Source organism: Pelagerythrobacter sp. Soil_C_18 (assembly GCF_057657235.1).
In genome coordinates, this window is the sequence record NZ_JBDGIU010000001.1 from 114,256 (window position 1) to 132,653 (window position 18,398).

At 64.6% G+C, this 18,398-nt stretch carries 16 protein-coding genes; 6 read left to right on the plus strand and 10 right to left on the minus strand.

Annotated features, from left to right (window positions below; translation table 11 throughout):
* Window positions 1–624 precede the first annotated feature (624 nt).
* Window positions 625–1,641, minus strand: a complete 1,017-nt coding sequence (locus AC3A5N_RS00505; RefSeq protein ID WP_487735348.1) for an IS110 family RNA-guided transposase — start codon at window positions 1,639–1,641, stop codon at window positions 625–627.
* 310 nt (window positions 1,642–1,951) lie between these two features.
* Here AC3A5N_RS00505 and AC3A5N_RS00510 point away from each other — a divergent pair, with 310 nt between their 5' ends.
* Window positions 1,952–2,845 (plus strand): HEPN domain-containing protein, encoded by an 894-nt coding sequence (locus AC3A5N_RS00510; protein WP_487735349.1) that lies wholly within the window; start codon window positions 1,952–1,954, stop codon window positions 2,843–2,845.
* A 9-nt stretch (window positions 2,846–2,854) separates the two neighbouring features.
* On the opposite strand, the gene rlxS is transcribed toward AC3A5N_RS00510, so the two are convergent.
* The 6 genes from rlxS to AC3A5N_RS00540 form a co-directional block, all read right to left on the minus strand.
* On the minus strand, window positions 2,855–4,828 hold the full coding sequence (rlxS, locus tag AC3A5N_RS00515) for a relaxase/mobilization nuclease RlxS (protein ID WP_487735350.1): 1,974 nt from the start codon (window positions 4,826–4,828) through the stop codon (window positions 2,855–2,857).
* 276 nt (window positions 4,829–5,104) lie between these two features.
* Window positions 5,105–5,464, minus strand: a complete 360-nt coding sequence (locus tag AC3A5N_RS00520; RefSeq protein WP_487735351.1) for a hypothetical protein — start codon at window positions 5,462–5,464, stop codon at window positions 5,105–5,107.
* Window positions 5,465–5,702: 238 nt separating this feature from the next.
* Window positions 5,703–6,509 carry a lytic transglycosylase domain-containing protein gene (locus AC3A5N_RS00525; RefSeq protein ID WP_487735352.1) on the minus strand — a complete coding sequence of 269 codons (807 nt, stop codon included), beginning with the start codon at window positions 6,507–6,509 and terminating at the stop codon, window positions 5,703–5,705.
* Window positions 6,497–7,069 carry a S26 family signal peptidase gene (locus AC3A5N_RS00530; RefSeq protein ID WP_487735353.1) on the minus strand — a complete coding sequence of 191 codons (573 nt, stop codon included), beginning with the start codon at window positions 7,067–7,069 and terminating at the stop codon, window positions 6,497–6,499. Before AC3A5N_RS00530 ends, AC3A5N_RS00525 begins: the two co-directional genes overlap by 13 nt.
* Window positions 7,062–7,448, minus strand: a complete 387-nt coding sequence (locus AC3A5N_RS00535; RefSeq protein ID WP_487735354.1) for a hypothetical protein — start codon at window positions 7,446–7,448, stop codon at window positions 7,062–7,064. Before AC3A5N_RS00535 ends, AC3A5N_RS00530 begins: the two co-directional genes overlap by 8 nt.
* A 161-nt stretch (window positions 7,449–7,609) precedes the next feature.
* Complete coding sequence (locus tag AC3A5N_RS00540; RefSeq protein ID WP_487735355.1) at window positions 7,610–7,933, minus strand: DUF736 domain-containing protein; 324 nt, start codon at window positions 7,931–7,933, stop codon at window positions 7,610–7,612.
* Window positions 7,934–8,211: 278 nt separating this feature from the next.
* On the opposite strand from AC3A5N_RS00540, the gene AC3A5N_RS00545 reads away from it, so the two are divergent.
* Together AC3A5N_RS00545 and AC3A5N_RS00550 are read left to right on the plus strand one after the other, a co-directional pair.
* Window positions 8,212–8,667 (plus strand): hypothetical protein, encoded by a 456-nt coding sequence (locus tag AC3A5N_RS00545; RefSeq protein WP_487735356.1) that lies wholly within the window; start codon window positions 8,212–8,214, stop codon window positions 8,665–8,667.
* Between the two features lie 374 nt (window positions 8,668–9,041).
* The gene (locus AC3A5N_RS00550) at window positions 9,042–9,683 is read left to right on the plus strand and encodes a TetR/AcrR family transcriptional regulator (RefSeq protein WP_487735357.1); all 642 of its coding nucleotides are present in this window, start codon (window positions 9,042–9,044) and stop codon (window positions 9,681–9,683) included.
* Between the two features lie 25 nt (window positions 9,684–9,708).
* On the opposite strand, the gene AC3A5N_RS00555 is transcribed toward AC3A5N_RS00550, so the two are convergent.
* From AC3A5N_RS00555 to AC3A5N_RS00565, 3 genes are all read right to left on the minus strand, one after another.
* Window positions 9,709–11,796, minus strand: a complete 2,088-nt coding sequence (locus AC3A5N_RS00555; RefSeq protein ID WP_487735358.1) for a TonB-dependent receptor domain-containing protein — start codon at window positions 11,794–11,796, stop codon at window positions 9,709–9,711.
* Between the two features lie 363 nt (window positions 11,797–12,159).
* Window positions 12,160–12,600: a hypothetical protein gene (locus AC3A5N_RS00560; RefSeq protein WP_487735359.1), complete on the minus strand. Its 441-nt coding sequence runs from the start codon at window positions 12,598–12,600 to the stop codon at window positions 12,160–12,162.
* 387 nt (window positions 12,601–12,987) lie between these two features.
* A complete protein-coding gene (locus tag AC3A5N_RS00565) occupies window positions 12,988–15,999 on the minus strand; it encodes a TonB-dependent receptor (RefSeq protein WP_487735360.1) in 3,012 nt (1,003 codons plus the stop codon).
* A 969-nt stretch (window positions 16,000–16,968) separates the two neighbouring features.
* On the opposite strand from AC3A5N_RS00565, the gene AC3A5N_RS00570 reads away from it, so the two are divergent.
* The 3 genes from AC3A5N_RS00570 (at window position 16,969) to AC3A5N_RS00580 (ending at window position 18,335) form a co-directional block, all read left to right on the plus strand.
* A complete protein-coding gene (locus AC3A5N_RS00570) occupies window positions 16,969–17,445 on the plus strand; it encodes a helix-turn-helix domain-containing protein (protein ID WP_487735361.1) in 477 nt (158 codons plus the stop codon).
* A 73-nt stretch (window positions 17,446–17,518) separates the two neighbouring features.
* Window positions 17,519–17,878 (plus strand): hypothetical protein, encoded by a 360-nt coding sequence (locus AC3A5N_RS00575; RefSeq protein WP_487735362.1) that lies wholly within the window; start codon window positions 17,519–17,521, stop codon window positions 17,876–17,878.
* Between the two features lie 46 nt (window positions 17,879–17,924).
* A complete protein-coding gene (locus AC3A5N_RS00580) occupies window positions 17,925–18,335 on the plus strand; it encodes a hypothetical protein (protein WP_487735363.1) in 411 nt (136 codons plus the stop codon).
* Window positions 18,336–18,398 lie beyond the last annotated feature (63 nt).

Sequence of the window (18,398 nt, forward strand, 5' to 3'; positions counted from 1 at the left end):
GGGGGCAAAGCTATCATCGGCGAACCTCCTGGCGGGAAGGTTGAGCCGACATCACATTTGCGATGCTAGTTCAGCGCCTGAAATTAGGTGAATCTGCACGGTAAGCGCTCTTGTCGCTCAGCGAAATTGGCAACGACAGGTCGAACAGGCATTCGACCCTTCCAAGATCAGTACGCCACGGCGGCCGAGCACCCAACAGGAACGGCCGATGTCGGTCACACGATTCTCTGGCGGTCAATTGCTCGTCCGTCGATTGGCGACAAACTTCAGACTTCGAAATTGCGGCAGCTTTTTGGACCAAACCACCGCGGGTCGAATGACCGAAATCGGGGCGCGAAGCTGACATGCTGGTTGAACGTCTGGAACGTCCGCTATCCCAATCGGCATTCCTAAAAGCAGTCCTTCCGGATCGTTGTCTAATTGATTTTCTCATGAGCATTCCTTCCTCCCGGTGCCAATGGTTGTCTTCGAGGTCATCGGACGGCGTTTGATAGCTGTATGTCCGAGCCTCATGATCGCGGCCGGGCGAGGTAGATGGGTGTCTCTGTGTCCAACTCGAGGTGGTGCCTCTACGATCCGGGCGAGATCACCCTGGCATGGCTGACCGAGATGAAGGCGCTGGCGTCATGTCCAGCGGAACTCCGTCTCGTTCAGCCAAAGCGAATGCAGCAGCACGGCTAGCTTGCGTGCAACCGCAATCCTGGCACGCTTGTTACCTTTCGATTCTGCGATCGCCTGGCCCCATTGCTGAAGAGCAAATGGCCGCTGCACGCGGCACAACATGATGTTCGCGGCCTCGTAGAGCGCTCGTCGCAACATCGGATCGCCAGCCTTGGATATATTGCCGCGAACATCGCGTTCGCCGGACTGGCTACGCCGTGGCACAAGTCCGGCATATGCCCCTACGTCTTCACTGCGGGCAAAGCGGTGTGGATCCTCAACGCTGGCGGTAAATGTCAGGGCGGTGATCGGGCCGACGCCGGGAACACTCATAAGCCGACTGCACACCGGGTCATCTTCTGCACGGCTTTCCAGCAGCCGATTGGAAGCACGCAGTTGCTCTTCGATGACTTCCATGGATGCCACCAGTGGCGCGAACAGCGGCTCGAGATCTGGCCGTTGCTGGTACAATGCAATCAACCGCTCGCGTCGCTTCCCCGGTGTGCGGGCAGCGCCGAGACGAAGGCCGAACAACTTCAGGAGTCCGCGCAGCTGGTTGCCCATGGCCACGCGCGTGGTGATCAGTTGCGCACGAATGCGCAGCGCAGCACGGTCGATGTGCGTTGCTGACGCTTTCATATGTACGCGCTTGAACCAGCCTGTACGAGCAAGCTGCGACAGTCCTTCCGCGTCATGAACATCGCTCTTGTTCACGCGAGCTGCCAACACGCCCTTTGCGTGACGGGCACAGATACACTCGACCGGTATGCCGCGCTCAGTCAGCCCGTGGTACAGGAAGCTTGATAAGGGGCCGGTCTCCAGCACCACTCGAACCAAGCCAATACAATGCTTACCGAACCACTTGGCCAAAAGGCTTGGGTCACTGGCGACAACGTCACGCTTTAGGATCGCTCCGTCATCGTCCACCACGCACACGTGGGTGGTCTTGTCACTCACATCCAAACCAGCAAATATCGCCATCGGTCACCCTCCTGCATTGAAGCGCCAAGGCGACTTCGTACCATCCAGGAGGGTGGCTAAATCAATTACGCGGTGTCCAACAAAGCTGCCGCTTCTGACGGAGTTGATTTCGCGGTGGTCTTCTTCAATCCTTCGGCATCCGATCAAAAGCGATGTACCGGACAGACGCCGGCACTCACGCTTGAGCTGCGAGGCGATGTGGGAGCCAACCGCGAGCCCGCCCCGGTCAGTGGGTGCAGCTACGGTGGAACCTTCATATCCGATGCATTGCCACTTGCTTCTTGGAAGCCCCTCCTCGAAGATTCCGCCGATGCGAACCGGTCTAGATCATCTTCCGCGCTCGAAGCAGCGCGAGCTCGAACATGTCACGCGGACCCTATTCGAAGAGTTCGAGGCCGCCCATGCGATGGCAACGCAAAAATGGAAGAAGCAGGCGCGCATCTTCAAGGTCGTGCTCTACGGTTCCTATGCACGCGGCGACTGGGTCGACGATCCTGTCGGCGGATACAAGTCCGATTACGACATACTGATCGTGGTCAACGACGAGCGCCTGACCGACTTCGAGCTCTGGTCGGCCGCCGACGATCGGCTGATGCGCGACGTGACGATCCACCGCACTCTCTCTGCACCTGTCAACTTCATCGTTCACAGCCTTACCGACGTGAACAAGCAGCTTGAGCGCGGACGACCATTCTTCGTCGACATCACGCGACACGGCGCGGCGCTATATGAGGCCGAAGGAGTCCACTTTTCGCAGCCGCAGCAGCTCCCGCCCGAGGAGGCTCGCGCGGAAGCTCAGGAGCAATTTGACCGCTGGTTCCGAAGCGCCTGCGAATTTCGTGAGCTGGCGATGGCGGCGGTCGAGATGGGCATGTCGACAAAGGCCGCATTTCTGTTCCACCAAGCGGCCGAGCACTTCTACCACTGCACTCTGCTCGTCCTGACCCTCTATAGCCCCAAGTCCCACCGCCTCAATTTCCTGCGCAGCCACGCCGAGGAAGTGGCGCCCGAGCTGGTCGAGGCCTGGCCGCGCGCCGACAAGTTCTCACGCCGCTGCTTCGAGCTGCTGCGCGAGGCCTATGTCAACGCGCGCTATTCGCCGCACTACACGATCAGCGAGGAAGAACTGGCGTGGATCGGCGAGCGGGTCGCAGTGCTCGAAGAGCTCGTGCGCACTGTCTGCGAACGCCGCCTCGCCGAATAGCCTCCTGCATCACCCGATTTCGGGGCCGGTTCGCCCGCGCCCGATCGTCCAACTGACGCCGCGCTCGCGCATCGTGCCGCCGACCTCCTTGCTCAGGTGGCGGGCGAGCACCGGCTTCCACGGCACCAGCGTGAATTCGTGGGCCTTCTCGACGAGCGCATAGCGGCCGCCGGCGGTGTCCACCCGCCGCGCCAATGTGCCCTGCACGCGCTCGCCGTTCGGGGTCTCGACAAAGGGCTTCTCGAGCTCATCCGACAGCCGCCGCGCAAGCCGCAGCAGTTCGCGCCGCTGGAGCCCTGCCAAGGCACCGGGCCGGTAGACCATACCCTCGCCCGCCGGATCGGCCAATTCCTCCTCGACCAGCCATTGGCGGCGCGCCGCCGCCGCCTGGCGGACCTCCCGGCCGAAGCCCTTGTCGCGCAGCGCCTCGGGGCGCTCGGCCAGCGCTTCGTGGTCGAGCCAGGTCACGGCCTCGGCGTGTGCCAGCCGCTCGACCGGTATCGGGGACAACACCTCGACCGCGACGGGACGGTCCTTTAGCCGCATTTCCTCATAAGCGGCCGCACGCTGCAGATGATCGGCCGCGATAGTCCAGTTGCCGTCGTCCAGACGCTCTACAACGCCAGCGCGCCGCATTGCTTCCAGCCGCCGGTTATGCGCCTGCACGAATTCGCTGCCGGCATCGGGATCTTGCAAGCGATGGGCCTCCACCGAATAGATCCCGCCGTTCGCCTGCGCGACCGCGGCGATCGTGCGGTCGACTTCGCGCACCTCCGCGCGCGCTGGAGCGATGCGGACGATGGCGTGCTCGGGCAGCGGCTCGGTCCGCTCGCCCCTGCCGATCTCGACGTAATGCGTGCGCCCATCGGTCGCTTCGACCACGAGGTAGTGCCGGTCGGCGAGCTCGTCGGCGAGCCCGCGCAGGACCACGCGGCCGACCAGCGACGCCGCGAGCGGCCGGTCCGGTTCGTGGATCACACGGTCGGCCGGCAGCGGCGCCCTCCCCGAAAGCTCGCGGTTCAACGCCAGTATGATGTCGCCGCGCTCGCCCATCCGGCGCAGGGCGTCCGCCATCTCGGGCGCCAGCCGCCAGACACCCGGCGCGACTTCGTCGGCAAGGCCGAGACGTTCCAGCTTCTGCAACCGCCCCGCCCTTACCGACTGCTCGAATGGATCGCGCGCACTTGCCGAAACCACCGGCGCGCGCTCGGCTTCACGCAGCAATTGCCGGTCGATATCGGTCAGCCGTTCGGCGTCGATATCGCGGCGCATGCGGTTCTCGATTTCGAGGCGCGTGACGGGCCCCAGATCCTGGGTTGCGATCTCGCTCGCACGGGTGCGGAATCCGTGCGCGATGTACTCGCGGGCAATGACGAGATTGGAACCGGTTTCGTCGGTCCCGCGCAGCAGAATATGGCTGTGCGGACGGCCGGTGTTGAAGTGGTCGACCGCGACCCATTCGAGGCGGGTATCGAGGTCCTTTTCCACCTGCGCCATGAACCGGCGGACGAACGGCTTGAGATCGGGGTAGAGATCGCCGTCCTCGGGCGAGACGATCAGCCGGAACTGGTGCCGGTCGCCGGCGGTGCGCTCGAGGAATTCCTTGCCGTCGGCCACATCCTCGCGCGCCGAGTAGAGCTCGCCCGGCAGCCCCTCGCGGGTGACACCGTCGCGCTGGATGTATCTGAGGTGCGCGCGCGCCGCGCCTACGCCCTTGCCGCCGAACTTCACCAGGCGCGTCTTGACGATCACCCGCCGCGGTCCTCCTGCCCGCCCGCCGGTGCGCGCGGACAGCAGCCGTCCGCGCGACGCCCCGCGCCCGATGCGGCTGCCATCGAAGCGGGCGCGCCGGCTTGCCGACACCCGCACCACGGCGCCGGCCGCCAGGATGCGGCCAAGGTACTTGCGAGCCCGCCTTCCGCGCACGCTGCGCATGCGGCCGATTCTGGGCTCGAACTCGTCGTCCCCGCCGCTCACGGGCATTTGCCTCGCGCCGCATCGCCCGCCGCTAAGCCCGCGCTGACCGCGAGCGCCGCAATCTCGCAGCGGGAGCCCAAGTCTCGCGGCAAAAGGATGTGCAGACAGTGAGATAGCCGCGTTCGCGAGGCTATCCCTTTATCTTGCCCTCCCGCACCTTCACGGCCGCTGTCTGCCCTTCCCCGCTGCCGTACGCCATCCCCTCGCCGCCTCTCCCAGGCGCACACGGCAAAGGGGAGCAGCGCCCAGTGGACGCCGCTCCCGCATTGGCCGTGGGGCCGCTCAGCGCGCATCGGCAAATGCCTGGTCGGTTGCATCGCGGCTCCCGAACCGTCGCAATCCGAGCATGGCATGGACCCGGTCGCGGGCGTCCACGACGAGGACCGCGACATAGAAGCGACCATCCAGGAGCCCGGTGACAGCGACCCGATCGAGCAATTCGTCTTCGTCCAGATCGGGGCATTCGTAGCTGCCGAGCCAGCGCAGATCGCCCCGCGCATCCCAGTAGAAGTCGGCCGCTTCGGCTTCGACGAACACCCGCGCCAGCCCCTCGCCAGCTGTGTTTCCGAACTCCGCCTTGAGCCCGGCAACGAGCCGTTCGAACACGCCGTCGGCGCTCTCGTTGCTTGCCATATCGAGCATGAGATCCTCCTTGATGCATCCGTTCCCCGCATCGGGAACGGGGTCTCGGAGGCGGGCGGCGGCGCGCCTGTCAGGGCCGCGCGGGCCATGCCCGCGCGCCGCGAAGCGGCGGCGGAGGAACCGATTTGCGCAGCAAATTGGAGGGGCCGCCGGCCTTGCACAGGCGCGCCGCTGCCCGTCACACTGGGCCTGTCACGAGACGAGCCCACCCTCTCCAGCTGGCGCCCCATCACGGCTCTCACTCCCCGCGCTGCGCTGCGGGCCGGCGCCACAGGAACACGGCATCGCGCGCGTTCGGAGGGTGCGCTGATCCATCTCGAGCGCCATCGTGCGGCGCTGCCGCGGGCACGCTGGCCGCGGCGGCTTCGTCCGCTGGTACGCGCGCAGCGGCGCCGCGCGGCAGCGGCTGCCTCGGGGCGTCATCCGTCGCCGCTCTGCGCCCAGGCTGGACCCGTGCGGAGACAAGGAAGATTGGGTCCGGCGCGGCGACGGGCGTGCCACGACGGTGGCCTTCCCCGCGCTGCAGGACATTGCCGCGACGATGCCCGCGCAACGCCTCGCCCCTCCCGTCGCCGGCAATCCGCGCGACATAGAGGCGCGTCTCCAGCGGCAGCGGACGGCCGCGCTCGAGGTAATCGCGGTAGCGGCCCGGTCCGGCATTGTAGGCCGCAAACAGGCCCGGGTAACCGAAGCGATCGTACATCCGGCGCAAGTACGCCGTGCCAGCGAGGATGTTGTCGCGCGGGTCGTGAGGATCGGGTCCGAGCCGGTGATCCCGGCGCAGCTCGGTCCAGGTTCCGGGCATGAGCTGCATCAGCCCCATGGCGCCGGCAGGGCTGGTGATCGGCCGGCCGCGAAGGTGCGTGCGCCCGCCGCTTTCGGCATCGATCACGCGCAGGATCCAGTCCTCGGAGATGGCAAAGCGCGCCGCGGCCTCGGCGACATGGACGCGCCAGGGCGGCGCCTCGCGCGCCCGCAAAGGACCGGCCAGGAGCGTAGCGGCGAGCGCCAGCGCCAGGACGGCGGTGTGCCTCAGCGCGGCCACAGAAGCCATGCCTTTCCGACGATATCGCGCGCCGGCGTCGGCCCGAAATAGCGTCCGTCGAACGAGGCGGCCACGCCCGCCATCAGCAGGAAGGCCTCGCCCTCGCGCAAACGGCGGCACCCGTCCGACCACGGCAGCGCGCGGCCTCGGCCGTCGCGCGTCCGGCGCGTGGCAGCGATGGTCCCGTTGATCGTAATCGCCTGGCCGCGCGCGCAGACGCGGTCGCCGCGCACGGCCGCGACGCGCTTCACCAGCGGAACGTTGGCGGGAAGATAGTGCCGACGCGCGGCGAGCGCGCGCCACGGCGTCGGGGTCCGGGCGATGACCATGTCGCCGACGGCGATCGCTGCATCGGGGCTGACGCGGTAGAGCCCGCGCGGCGCGCTGGCGCTGGCGTTCCACACGAGGCGCGGCGCCGGTGGATCGACCATCGTCAGGCCGAGGGCAGCGATCCCGAGCATAGCCAGGGCGAAGCGAAGCCGCAGCCGCCGCAGCGTCTCGCACGCCGACTGCGTCCGCGCGTTCCACGCGAAGCGCGGGAGGTTGCGCCCGTCAGCCATCGCCGCGTTCCGCGTCCTCGGGCACCGTGTCGGCTCCACGGTTCCGCACTTTCTTGCCGGCCTTCCTCCGCGCTTTCGCGCTGCTCGGCGCCGCGCTGGCCCCTCCCCTCACCTGGTCTTTGCGCGCTGGTTCCGGCGTCTCGACCTTCGGCGAAGTGGAGCGCGACCAGAAGATCAGGTCGTCGATATGGTAGCGCACGAAGCGGCTGTGGAGCCGGTAGCGCGGGCCGGTGCAGCGGCTGCGCATGTACTGCAGCTTGCGCGCCGAGATTCCCAGATAGGCGGCTGCCTGTTCGGTGTTGAGGAACGGCGTGCCGCGCCTCGCGGCCAGCGCGCGGGCGGTCTCGTCTTTGTCCTTGTCGTCATCAGCGCTGGCCATGTTCGTATGCCTCCTCATCCCGTGTCTCGCGCGACCAGTTCCTGCCGCACGGTGCGCCCGACTTGCCCGCCGCTGCCGCGGGCGAGGAGGCTCGAAAATCCCGCACGCGAAAAAAGAGCCCCCGCGCGCCGAGGCGCGGGGGCGAGGCGGGGAGAGCCGGATCAGTCGGCCGGATTCCAGATCAGGGCGTAGACGTTCTCGTCGTCCTGACCGGCGGCGCGGCCGAGGTTGGCGTAGATCCGGCGCGGCCCGAATTCGGGCGCGGCAAGACTCAGCGAAACGTAGTCGCGGCCTGAGGCTTCACCGGTGCGGATCCAGCCTGCGCCGACTTCGACGCCGTCCGAATAGACCCGATAGTCGGGCTGCGCTTCGCCGGTCTTCGACCGGTTGGGGCGGATTTCGACGTTCGCCCGGATCGAAAGCGTCTTGAGCTGGCCTTCGAAACCCTGTTCGATCGTACCGCTCACGTAACCGATTGCTGCCATGGTTCATCTCCTTTGCTCGCAGCCGGAAGACCATCTTCCGGTGCGCGGGCAGACCGTCGGAACGGGGCAATGGCGCCGCGCGCACCCGCAGGGCCGCAGCGTCAGCGGAGGACCGGTGCCTGCGCGTTTTTTGGCGCGGCAGCGCGCATGCGCGAGGAGCCCGCAGCATGCGGGCGGGGAAAAAACCGCAGGCGCCGGTTGCGCGCGGCGGCGCACCGTTCCAGGTCGCTGTCCCCGGCACGAAGATGGCCTCCCCTGGCCCCAGCAAAGGACGATGCATGGCGGACTCAGGTGGAGCCTTGCGGCCCGAATTCGAGGATGCGGGCCAGCCGCTTCGCTCCGGTTCTGGCGCCGGAAAGCAGCGCCGCGACAGGCAAGCCGCCCTTCCAACCTCAGCCGGACTGCACCGAGCTGCGCGCGCATCCGCACAAGCGCAATCGGCTGTGGGCGCTGCGCTCTCGTTCGACGCCGGCGGCCGCGATCCAGCTGATCTGACCCAAGCAAGCGCCGAGCTATGGGCAGCGCTGTTTATCGACGAGGCGGCGCGCGGGGTGCTGCGCCGCGACGGGCTCGACCCGGCTAGCCTTCCTCTGTCCGGCCCGCATCCGTTCGCCTACGCGCGGGTCGGCGATGGCGCCCGGACGGAGGTGAGCGTTGCGGGGGCGGAGGGCGCCACGGCGGACAGCCTGTTCGACCTTTTCCGGGTCTATTTCCTCCGGCGGCTGAGCGCCTGAGCAGGGCTGACGGTGCGAGGCCGGGACGTTGCCGGGCCGGCGAGTGTTGTTCGTTTGCGCGGTCGGGTGCCGATCGACAACAAGCACATGCAGCGCCTTCGTCCCGCCGCTCCTGTGATTTTCAGCGATGGGTCTGCACGCGATTTCGGCGGAGATCGTGCTCAGCACGCCCCCTGCACTGATGCGCCTCAAGATCTCCCCAACCGGGCGGTCGCGCAGTATCGCCGAGAGGAAGCTCTGATTGCAAGCCCCACGTCGCGCCTCAGGCTTGGGCGGTCAGTGTCACCTTGACTCTAATCAATGTAGAAAAGGCGAAGGTTTGAGATTGGGCGACATTCCGTTAGGAGAAGCCTTTTACTTCGAGGAAATTGAAATTGTCGTCGATTTACAAGCGATCCGAGCCACGAAAGAAGCGGCAGAAACGGTCCGGTGACGAGGTCCGCCAGGAAGCGCTGATTGTTGGCCGGATGCTCCTATTAAAAGGCGGACCGAGTGCTGTTACAGTTGCTAATGTGGCGAACGAAGTTGGCATGTCGCATGCCAACGTCCTGCATCACTTCGGCTCTGCGGCTGCGCTACGATCGGCCTTGATGGGTTCGATGATCGCTGACTTGACCGATGCGTTCGGCGGCGTCGTGAGATTGCTGAAGACCGAACCAGCCGGCCCGCGCCAAGTGGTCGACAAGGTCTTCGATGCGTTCGACAAAGGTGGTGCGGGCCCGCTCGCCTCGTGGATCATCCAGTCGGGTGAGGTGGAACATTTGGAGCCTGTCAGACTCGCGGTTCGCGGGCTCGTCGAGGCGATCGTCGGTCAGTCGACCGATGGCGATGCCGACACCCGGGTTCGCCTGGCCGTCCTGATCATGGCCGTATCCGCGTACGGGGATTCGATGATCGGGCCCTACATCCGGGATATGCTTGATCAGGACGAAGCGGCCGTGCGTCAGCTGCTGGCGCGCGTCCTTCCGCTTTTCCTCATCCCGTCAGGCATTCCGGATCCGTCGGCGCAAGGCTAATCCTGACCGCGCCGGCAAGTGCGACTCAGAAGGTCTTGGTTGCCGTGAGCCGGACCGTTCGTCCCAAAGGGTCGATCAAGTCGCGTTCGAAGCCCGGTGCAGGCGCGCCATTGATCGTCACACGGCGATACCCACCCAGGAGATTTTGCACGTCCAGCGAGATCTTCAAATCCTTCGCCCACGCTTCCTGATCGGCCCACAGGTGCTCCGGCTCGGCATAGATTTCGAGGTTGAACAGTAGCGTCGGTGCGTAGCGATAGCCGGCGCCGCCCACTCGCGCCTCGCCTGACCAGTTTCCGTTGAGCGTGAGGCCGAGTCCGCTGCGTGCGGCAACAATCTGCATGTTGGCGCTGTGCCGCGGCGACGCGCCCTGTTCGAGCCGATCTATCGGAGCAATTCCTCCGCCGGTGACGAGGATGTCGTCCAGCTGCCAGCGGTGCGAGAGCGACATGCTAAGCCGCACGGGTCGGTCGCCGCTGCCGGCCCATCGAATTGCCGCCCCGCTGGTCAGCTGCGCGCGTGTTTCGTTTTCGATGTTGATGGGACGCGCGTCGACTGCGATCAGCCGCCCGTCAGCATCGCGGATGAACCGGTCTGGAAACGCCGCTTCTACCGCCGGCGTGAGCTCGGGAAGGGCCGTGATTCCGCCGATCTTACGCTCGCGGCGATAGTTAACGTTCAAGGTCAGTAGCTGATTCCCAAGAGGCCGCACCATCGCTTCGATCGACAACCGCCGTCCGCTGCCATCCCGCAGCGCCGGATTGCCACCGGTGATCCAGATCACCTCGGCCACCTCCTGCCGGGCGAAGTCGAATACCCTGCTGACCGATTCCACCAGCGGGGCGCTGAGCTGCTCGAACGTCGGCAATCGTTGCTCATATTCGTAGCTCGCGCGCAATCGCAGCGACTCGATAGGAGACCATGTGCCGCCCGCGTTCCAGCGCCAGCGCAGCGGGGTGCTCGCCACTTTATCCGCGCTGGTGCCGATATCGACCGACAAGTCGCCCAGTGGCTGCAATATTTCGAGCGCGCGGCTTGAAACGGGAAGGGCGAGCGTCGCGCCGGCCGACACTTGCTGCTGCGTCGCCTTGAAATCGTCCGCACTGCCGTCGCCGGAAGTGCGCGTCGTCCTGCTCTCACTGGAAACCCCGCGAAGACTAAGAACCATTCCGGCCGGGCCCGCAGGAACTGTGAGGATGTTCTTCCGTGCTTCGAGGTCCAGGCTGGCTGTACGGGTGAATCCGTGCGTTCGATCAGTCAATCTCCCACGGTTGATGACAGCGGAAGATGCGCGATCGAAGCGGTTTTCATTCCAGCTTTGCACCATGTTGAGGGCCGCTTGGGTGCGCCAGTCGGAAAGGCGCCCGGAAATGCTTGCCCTGAACCCCAAAGTCTGCACCGCACTGGTGGATCTGAGCGGTTCTGCACGACCGCTTCCACTTTCCTCGTTGGGGACCAGGCCCAGCAGGCCCTCGCCGCCAGCAGCGGTGAAGTTGAGGTTCGCCGTGCCGCTGAAGCTGCCCACCGGATGCGTGATTCCGCTGTTGAGCGAGAGTGATGAGGAGGAAGGTAGGAGTGTTTCGTAACGTTGCGGCTCCAGCCCCGCCGCCACTGCGCGTTGGTCTTCCGGCTCTTCCAGCAGCTCGCGATCCGACTTCAGCAGCCGGCTGTCGTACGAAACCGCCCCTTGCAGATTCCACCGCAAGTCGCCCGCGATCAGGAAGCGCCCGGCATTCAGGCGCGCGCCGCGACGGCCGCCGCGCGTCGCCGCCGATGCGGATGTGACTGCGTTCCAACTTGCGTAGTTCTCCTTCAGCACCAGATTCACGACCCGCTTTCCCGGATCGAATCCGTATCGTGCTGCCGCTTCCGGAGAGAGAATGGTAAGGCGCGCCAACACCTCCGGTGGGAACGCCCGTATCGCTGCCGGATCGACTCGCTTCCCGTTAATGACCAGTTCCGGGAGCTCGCCGCTGCCATCGATCTCGGGAGCGATCCGCTCGAGCAGTTGCTGGATGCTGTCGGCGCCGTAGATGCCGATATCCTCCTCGCCGAGTTCTGTCTCCGCCGCTACCAGCGCTTCGCCGCGGCGATCGGCGGTCACAACAATCATTGCGGGCTCCTCGCCGCGCGGCTCGGCGCCGTTCGCCTGAGATTCGTCAGGCCCAGCGGAAGGAGTGTCGGCGTGGTCCACTAGCGCCGCTGCGGCGGGGGCGGCGGTCAAGAGCAGCGCCGCTGATGACAAGACGACCGTTGCGGTTGCGGGCATGAGATGGGCGGCAGCTCTCTTCGCACCAACCACATGGCCGGTTTCAAGCGGCAGAGATGCCGGACGTATCATGGACAAGTCATCAGTATTCAGGGCTCAGGGGCGTCGTCGAGCCTCGATCCGCAAAAAGTGATGCCGCAGCCCGGTAGAGGGCTGCGGCACTACTTTTCGCTTCGCAGGATTCAGCCGCCCTGGGGGCGCGTGAAATCAGGAAAGCGAGCCCACGACGGTGCAGTCGCCGGTACCGGGGTCGACTTCGTCGAGGACCGCGTTCACGGTCACGACGCCGCCGCTGAGAGTCCCCGTGAGGTTGCCTTCGCAATCGCCGGGGGTGAAGGTGGTGTCGGCATAGACGTTATTCACCGTGAACGCCGATCCGGGACCATGAGTGATGCTGTGGGGCGTGTTCGGAAACTGAACGGTCGCGCAGAGTCCGAGGAAGCCGCCGGTGAGGGTGAAGCCGGTGACCTGCGTCGAGGTCGAGGGCGAGGAGCCGTTGAGCGTGGCCGTCGCCGTGCACGTGAGCTGAGGGCCGTTGCCCTTCTGCACGGTCACAGTGCCGGAAATGGACGAACTCTGAGCCCAAGCCGCCGTCGGTGCGACCGCGCAGAGGGCAGCGCTGGCTGCGATCAAAGCAATTCGTTTCATGATCCTTCTCCGTATATTCTCTCGTTGCGCCGGGTTCGTCCGGCGGCTCGGGAGGGTTCTCTCCGAAGCAGCCGCAGAGTCACTAACTTGAACATCAATGTCAATAAAGCGACGGACCGGATGCCTAGAACCGTAAGTATCTCACTGATTAGGAAAAGCTTTTTTCGTGTCCGCTTTGGTTGTCCAAAATGGACCTAAATGGCTTCGCGGCGTCTCGCCTCCTGCCTCGTCGTGCCCATCCGCGACCGACATCGCAGCTAGGCTGCATCGGCTCACGAACCGATCGTCCTGTATTCCTCCTGGAAAGAGGAAGGGCGGTCCGTTTGCACGAACCGCCCCCTGCCCCCCCCGTTGGGACGAACCCACGGAACTGCGCAGCCTGTCGTTCTAAAACCCTACGGTCGCGCTAAGGCCAATGATGCGCGGATCGAGTGTAAACGCGTTCGCGGTAAGCCCGGTGTCGTCGCTGTTCAGGAAGAAATCTGTGATCGGCGCATCGTTGAACACGTTCTTCACGTAGAGCTGCAGCGCGAAATCATCATCCGGTCGCACAAGCGTGATGGCAGCATTGACGTTATCCCACGCCTTCAACCGGTCTATTTCCGTGTTGTACACCCGCGCGTAGCTCTCAGATTGGCGATAATAGTCACCGCGCAGCGTCAGCATCCAGTCGCCGCCATCGATCGGAATCGTATATTGGGCACCGATATTGAACGTCAGATGCGGCGCGTTGGGGAGCTCGTTGCCTGAAAGGTCCGCGAAGAACCCGCGCCCGCCGTTGGGGGCATCGGTGAGGGGATCATAGGTGAATCCGAAGAGCGCATGAAACGGTAGCCCGGGCCGCTCCGGGTCGAAGCTACCATATCGCTGCGATCCGGCGCAAAGGGACCCGAGGGCAAAGTTGGCAAGTCCACCGTCAGGGGGCGCCGCCAGGAAGCTGTTCATTATGATCTCAACTTTGTCCCTGGGCGCGATGCAGTTCGACGGCACCGCCGGCGAGGGTCGGATCAGAACCCAATCCTCGTTGCCTTGGGTGCGGTTCATTACATCGATCGACTGTTCGCCGTTGCCGATACGGGTCTGGAGAAAGCCAAGCGTCGCATCGACACGGAATCGCTCCGTCGGGCTCCAAGCGGCCTCCAGTTCGGCGCCCCACGTAGTGGCATCGAAATTCTCGTTGAGCGAGATCCGGTCGACGATTTGCGAGACCTGATAGTCCTTGTAGAGGTTAAGGAACGCTGTCGCGTTGAGGGACAGGCGCCCGCCGGCAAAGCTGTTTTTCGTGCCGATCTCGAATGCTGTGACGTACTCGGGATCGAAATCGGCGGGAAGCGGCTCGTACTGAATGACCGCAGGATCCACATCGATCCGGGGCGGATTGGTACCGCCCGCCTTATATCCACGCGACACCGATGCGTACACGAGCGTATCGTCGCTGAAGGACGTCATCGGCTGCCAGTCGATCACGAAACGCCCGGTGAAGGCGTCGGACTTCAGCACCGACGGCGGAAATTCGCGGAACCCCCGGCTGATATAGCCGCCCGAGGTGGGCCCGGTGTCCTGACCGAAGTTCGCGGCGCCGAGCAGCAGCTGCGTCGGGATCGGCGTGGTCGTCTTGGTGTCTTTCGTATAGCGGCCGCCAAGAGTTACCTTCAGGCTTTCGGTCACGTCCCAATAGAGCTCGCCGAATGCCCCCCAGGACTCGATCTCGACGACGTTCTTGCTACGGAAATAGTTGTGGCCCTCGCCGTTGATTTGATCGATCGGATTGGGATCGACGTAGACGCATTCGCGCGCCTCAGTTTCCGGTGGCCCGCAATTCACGGTTGTCACGCCGTTGGTTAGACGGTCGGCATTCGAGTTGAACAATAGGTCCGCAATGTACGAGAAGACATTGCTCATCACGTAGTAGTCGTCTTGCGTATCGAAGTTCAGGTAGTTCGCGCCGACATTGAAGTTGATCGGGCCATCCATGTCGGACTGAAGGCGCAGCTCCTGAAACCACTGCTCATTCTCGGACTGGCTGATGTCTACCGTCAACCACCTGTCGGATGGACCGAGCTGCGGATCGGTATAGACGCCGCCCGGGGTGAGGCCGGGATTTGGGAGTAAGTTACCGCTAGCATCGACAAGCGCGGCGCTGTCGGGAAAAATCGGCGCGGAAACAAATCTGCTATAATCCTGGGAGGAGTAATAGCTGTCCTTTGCGAAGGTCGTCTGCGAGTACAGGCCGACGCTGCCCAACCCCAGTTCGAGATTGAGCTGGAATATATCGTTCTTTGCCCGGAACACCGGATCATAGCTCGTTTCGATCTCGCGCAGGTTACGCGACTGAACGACGCTGGCGTAGGGCGACGTGTCGAAACTGATGCCCTGGACATTTTGGCGTGTGATGGGATCGCGGCCGACAGCCACGACACCCGCTGCAAAGAACTGCGACGAACCGCGCAAGTTTGGCGCTCCGAAGGCCGCGTCGCTGTACAGGGTGCTCGGCAGACAGCCTTGGCTCAGCTTTGCCTGCATGTAGCCGTAGGGCACGGTCGTATCGCCGACCTGCGTCGGGCCCGGGTCGCGCGTACACAGCTGCTTGCCCGTTCGCGAGCGGTTGTCGTCCTCCTCGAAATGCTGCCAGATGAAGCTCGCGCTGAAGTTGTCGCTCGGCTCCCACCCAACCGACAGGCGCGTGGACCACAGATCGCGCCCGTTCACCCGCTTGTTGGTATAGGTGTTGAAGTCGTAGCCGTCGCGCTTGGTCATCATGCCCGCGGCGCGCACCGCGAGAGTGTTGCCGAGCGGCACGTTGATATGACCGCTGAGTCGGCGGGTGTCGTAGCTGCCTGACTCGGCCTTCACCTGTCCGCTGAACTCCGAATATTCGGGAAGCGCGGGGATCATGTTGACGACACCTGCCGTCGCGTTGCGGCCGTAGAGCGTGCCCTGCGGCCCGCGCAGCACCTCAATACGCTCCATGTCGAAGAATTCGGACTCGAACAGCCGATTGCGGATGAGCGGAATGTTATTGAAGCTGACTGCAACCGCCGGATCCGACGCTGCCGAAATCGCCTTGGTCCCAATGCCGCGGATCGAGAAGTTGTACATGCTGAAATTGCTTTTGGAGAAGTTGACGTTCGGCACGGCTCGCAGCAGTTCCGAACCGCCCTCGATCTTGTACTCGTCGAGCGCTTCGCTGGAGAGCGCGGTGATCGCAATCGGAACGTCGATGAGCCGCTCTTCGCGTTTCTGCGCGGTCACGATGATGAGGTTGTCGCCGGTCCCTGCCGCGGCCTGCGCTTCGCCCTCGGCGGGTTCCGTCACCGCCTCCTGTGCATGAGCGGCGCCCGCAAGCGAGATAGCCATGGCGATCGTGCTGGAAACGCCTGCAGTTGTCCTGAATCTCATTATTCTCTCCCCATGGTCCTCGGGCGCATGCAGAGATTTACCCCCGCCCCCGGAATCCGTCTCGATGCAGCCATGCGGACCTTGAGGAACTCACCGCTTCCAGTGCCGCGTGTGAGCCGGTCCGTTCTGTCTGACTGCAACCCTCGCCAATCATAATGGCTTAGGTTACATTGATGTCAATAACGAAAAGATGTCCCGGACTGGAATGGCTCCCGGTGCGCAGGGCCGCCCCCTATTTGCCAGGGCGCCGCACCACTCATTCCGCTCGGGAAACGGGGAGAGAACGACGAGCAGAACGCCGGCGTTACGAGGAGATGGCCAGCAGATGCATGGAACTCGATCGAAGCGGATAATGCGGCCCGGACCGAACGAAAGCCGCTGTGCGTTCGCTGGTAGCGATGCGTCCTCCACGACGCGTGGCCCACCGCCGAGGTGCGCACCCTTCCCGGTGCTGGCACCTGCAAGGCGAGTGCACAGGTTCTTGTCGCCGGTCGGATCCGGGAGCCGTTCCGCTTCGGCCCACCACCCGCGATTGAATAGGGTGAACAACCCGGCGGCGCGTTCCGTCGCTGATTCGCACGTCTCTGCGGCGCTCACCGGAAACACCCGCCGCTGCGCCGGCGGATCACGGAACACCCCGGACCAAAGCGTCAGCTTGTACAAGATTTTAGCGCTCGCGCCCGCGCGACGAATCGTTAGTGTGGTCCGATGAACGATCCAGGGGGCTCGATCACCAACATGGCAAGAAGCGAAGTCGCGGCCACACGTGCGCCGCGGTCAGCTCGCAGTGCGTTCGCCGGACGCATGTCGCGGGGCCCCGTGCGCTGTGCCGCGCACGGGCGGCGTGCGTCATGGCACCGGGCACGCGGCGATTCGCATGCGCTGCACTGCGACAGCGGCGACAAGTCGGCGCCCGGCCGCGGGTCCTCTTTCTGCAATCCTTCGCGCGAGGCGATATAGTTAACGGCAATGGCACGAAGCGGAACGTCGCGGTCGAGGAATCCGGAAAGCGAACTTTCCGAAGGGCAGAAGACCTGTCTGCGGCTTGTTGCACAAGGCATGACATCGAAGGAAATCGCGCAGCAAACGGGGCTCGCGCCGCAGACGGTCGATACCTATCTGAAGGTGGCCCTCGCGCGTCTGGATGTGACGAACCGGCGCGAGGCGGCGCGAAGATTGGTGGCTTGGGAGCTATCCCAAAAATCGGGATCACCATCGGGAGCTGTTGCCGGCGAGCCGCCATCGTCCGATCCTCCTTCTCAGACCGGCGGCAGGACTTGGCACACTCTGCTGGGCCTGCCGCCGGTCGGAGGGGCGCTTCATGATCTGACATGGGCCCGGAAGACGTACTTGGCCTTGCGAGTGGCCTTCATCAGCGCGGCGGGGCTTTCCGCCGTGACGCTCGTGATCGCCGGTCTGTTCTGGACCCTTAGCGAGATCGGATGAGCCCTTCTCCGGATGCGTTCGTGGAGCGCGAGAGGTCCGCCCAAAGCGGGCCCGCAACGAGGAGGAGATGCTGATGTACGAATTCAGACCGGGTGCAGGCGCCGTCGTCGCAGCCGATACCCAGAACACGATTTCCGCTGTCGATGATGCGCTGCTTAACGGCGTGAAGATGTGCGCGTCGGTCATCGAGGCGACACAGGGGTCCAATCTCCCGGCTACGCAGAGCCAGAAGCTGCTCATGTCGCTGAGCGGGGGCATCCAGTCGGTCGTTCAGGGCCGCGGCGAGATCGTCGCTGCGATCCGGCAGCTGACGGCGATCAAGGCGCGCAGCAACTTCGCGCCCGAGAACTTCGGGTGCCCCGCAGGCTGGGAAGACCTCGTCGCGCGCGGTGTGGCTGAGGCGCAGCCCGCGACTTCAGGGGTCGAAGGCTGATCCCGGCCGGATTGACGGATCGGCGGGGACCTGATCGTGTCCAATCATGATCATCGCAGTTCTTTTCTGGCTCCTCGTGATTGTGACGTGCGCGCACGCGGCGACCTTCGGGGGGAAGGACGGGCGGCGGGCCGCGGTCCTGGTGATCGCGGCATCCCTGCTGACGCTCCCGGCGACGGTGCTGGGGCGCGGGTGGGGGAGGACGGAACTGGCGATTCTCGCCGTGGACGTGATGCTCCTGATCGGCCTGTATGCGCTGATGCTCCGAAGCCGGCGCTATTGGCCGATCTGGATGGTGGGCTTCCATCTCGTGGCGGTGGCCAGCCATCTCGGCACGATTGTGGTCCCCGACTTCACGCCTGCGATCTATCGCGCCCTGGGAAGTCTCTGGGCAATTCCGATGCTGCTCACGATGATGATCGGCATCGAGCGGGATCGCAAGGCGCTCGCTCCATAGGCTCCCTGGGTGAGCGTGCCGCGGACCAGACATCGCCACCGGTCGGTGCATCGGGCACGGGAA

Bases quoted from the DNA above. Each gene is read 5' to 3' on its own strand.
- AC3A5N_RS00545 (WP_487735356.1), top strand. From the start codon at position 8,212: ATGGCGGACTCAGGTGGAGCCTTGCGGCCCGAATTCGAGGATGCGGGC.
- rlxS (WP_487735350.1), bottom strand. From the start codon at position 4,828: ATGCCCGTGAGCGGCGGGGACGACGAGTTCGAGCCCAGAATCGGCCGC.
- AC3A5N_RS00560 (WP_487735359.1), bottom strand. From the start codon at position 12,600: ATGAAACGAATTGCTTTGATCGCAGCCAGCGCTGCCCTCTGCGCGGTC.
- AC3A5N_RS00520 (WP_487735351.1), bottom strand. From the start codon at position 5,464: ATGCTCGATATGGCAAGCAACGAGAGCGCCGACGGCGTGTTCGAACGG.
- AC3A5N_RS00575 (WP_487735362.1), top strand. From the start codon at position 17,519: ATGTACGAATTCAGACCGGGTGCAGGCGCCGTCGTCGCAGCCGATACC.
- AC3A5N_RS00505 (WP_487735348.1), bottom strand. From the start codon at position 1,641: ATGGCGATATTTGCTGGTTTGGATGTGAGTGACAAGACCACCCACGTG.
- AC3A5N_RS00555 (WP_487735358.1), bottom strand. From the start codon at position 11,796: ATGATTGTTGTGACCGCCGATCGCCGCGGCGAAGCGCTGGTAGCGGCG.
- AC3A5N_RS00510 (WP_487735349.1), top strand. From the start codon at position 1,952: ATGCGAACCGGTCTAGATCATCTTCCGCGCTCGAAGCAGCGCGAGCTC.
- AC3A5N_RS00565 (WP_487735360.1), bottom strand. From the start codon at position 15,999: ATGAGATTCAGGACAACTGCAGGCGTTTCCAGCACGATCGCCATGGCT.
- AC3A5N_RS00530 (WP_487735353.1), bottom strand. From the start codon at position 7,069: ATGGCTGACGGGCGCAACCTCCCGCGCTTCGCGTGGAACGCGCGGACG.
- AC3A5N_RS00570 (WP_487735361.1), top strand. From the start codon at position 16,969: ATGGCACGAAGCGGAACGTCGCGGTCGAGGAATCCGGAAAGCGAACTT.
- AC3A5N_RS00535 (WP_487735354.1), bottom strand. From the start codon at position 7,448: ATGGCCAGCGCTGATGACGACAAGGACAAAGACGAGACCGCCCGCGCG.
- AC3A5N_RS00540 (WP_487735355.1), bottom strand. From the start codon at position 7,933: ATGGCAGCAATCGGTTACGTGAGCGGTACGATCGAACAGGGTTTCGAA.
- AC3A5N_RS00580 (WP_487735363.1), top strand. From the start codon at position 17,925: ATGATCATCGCAGTTCTTTTCTGGCTCCTCGTGATTGTGACGTGCGCG.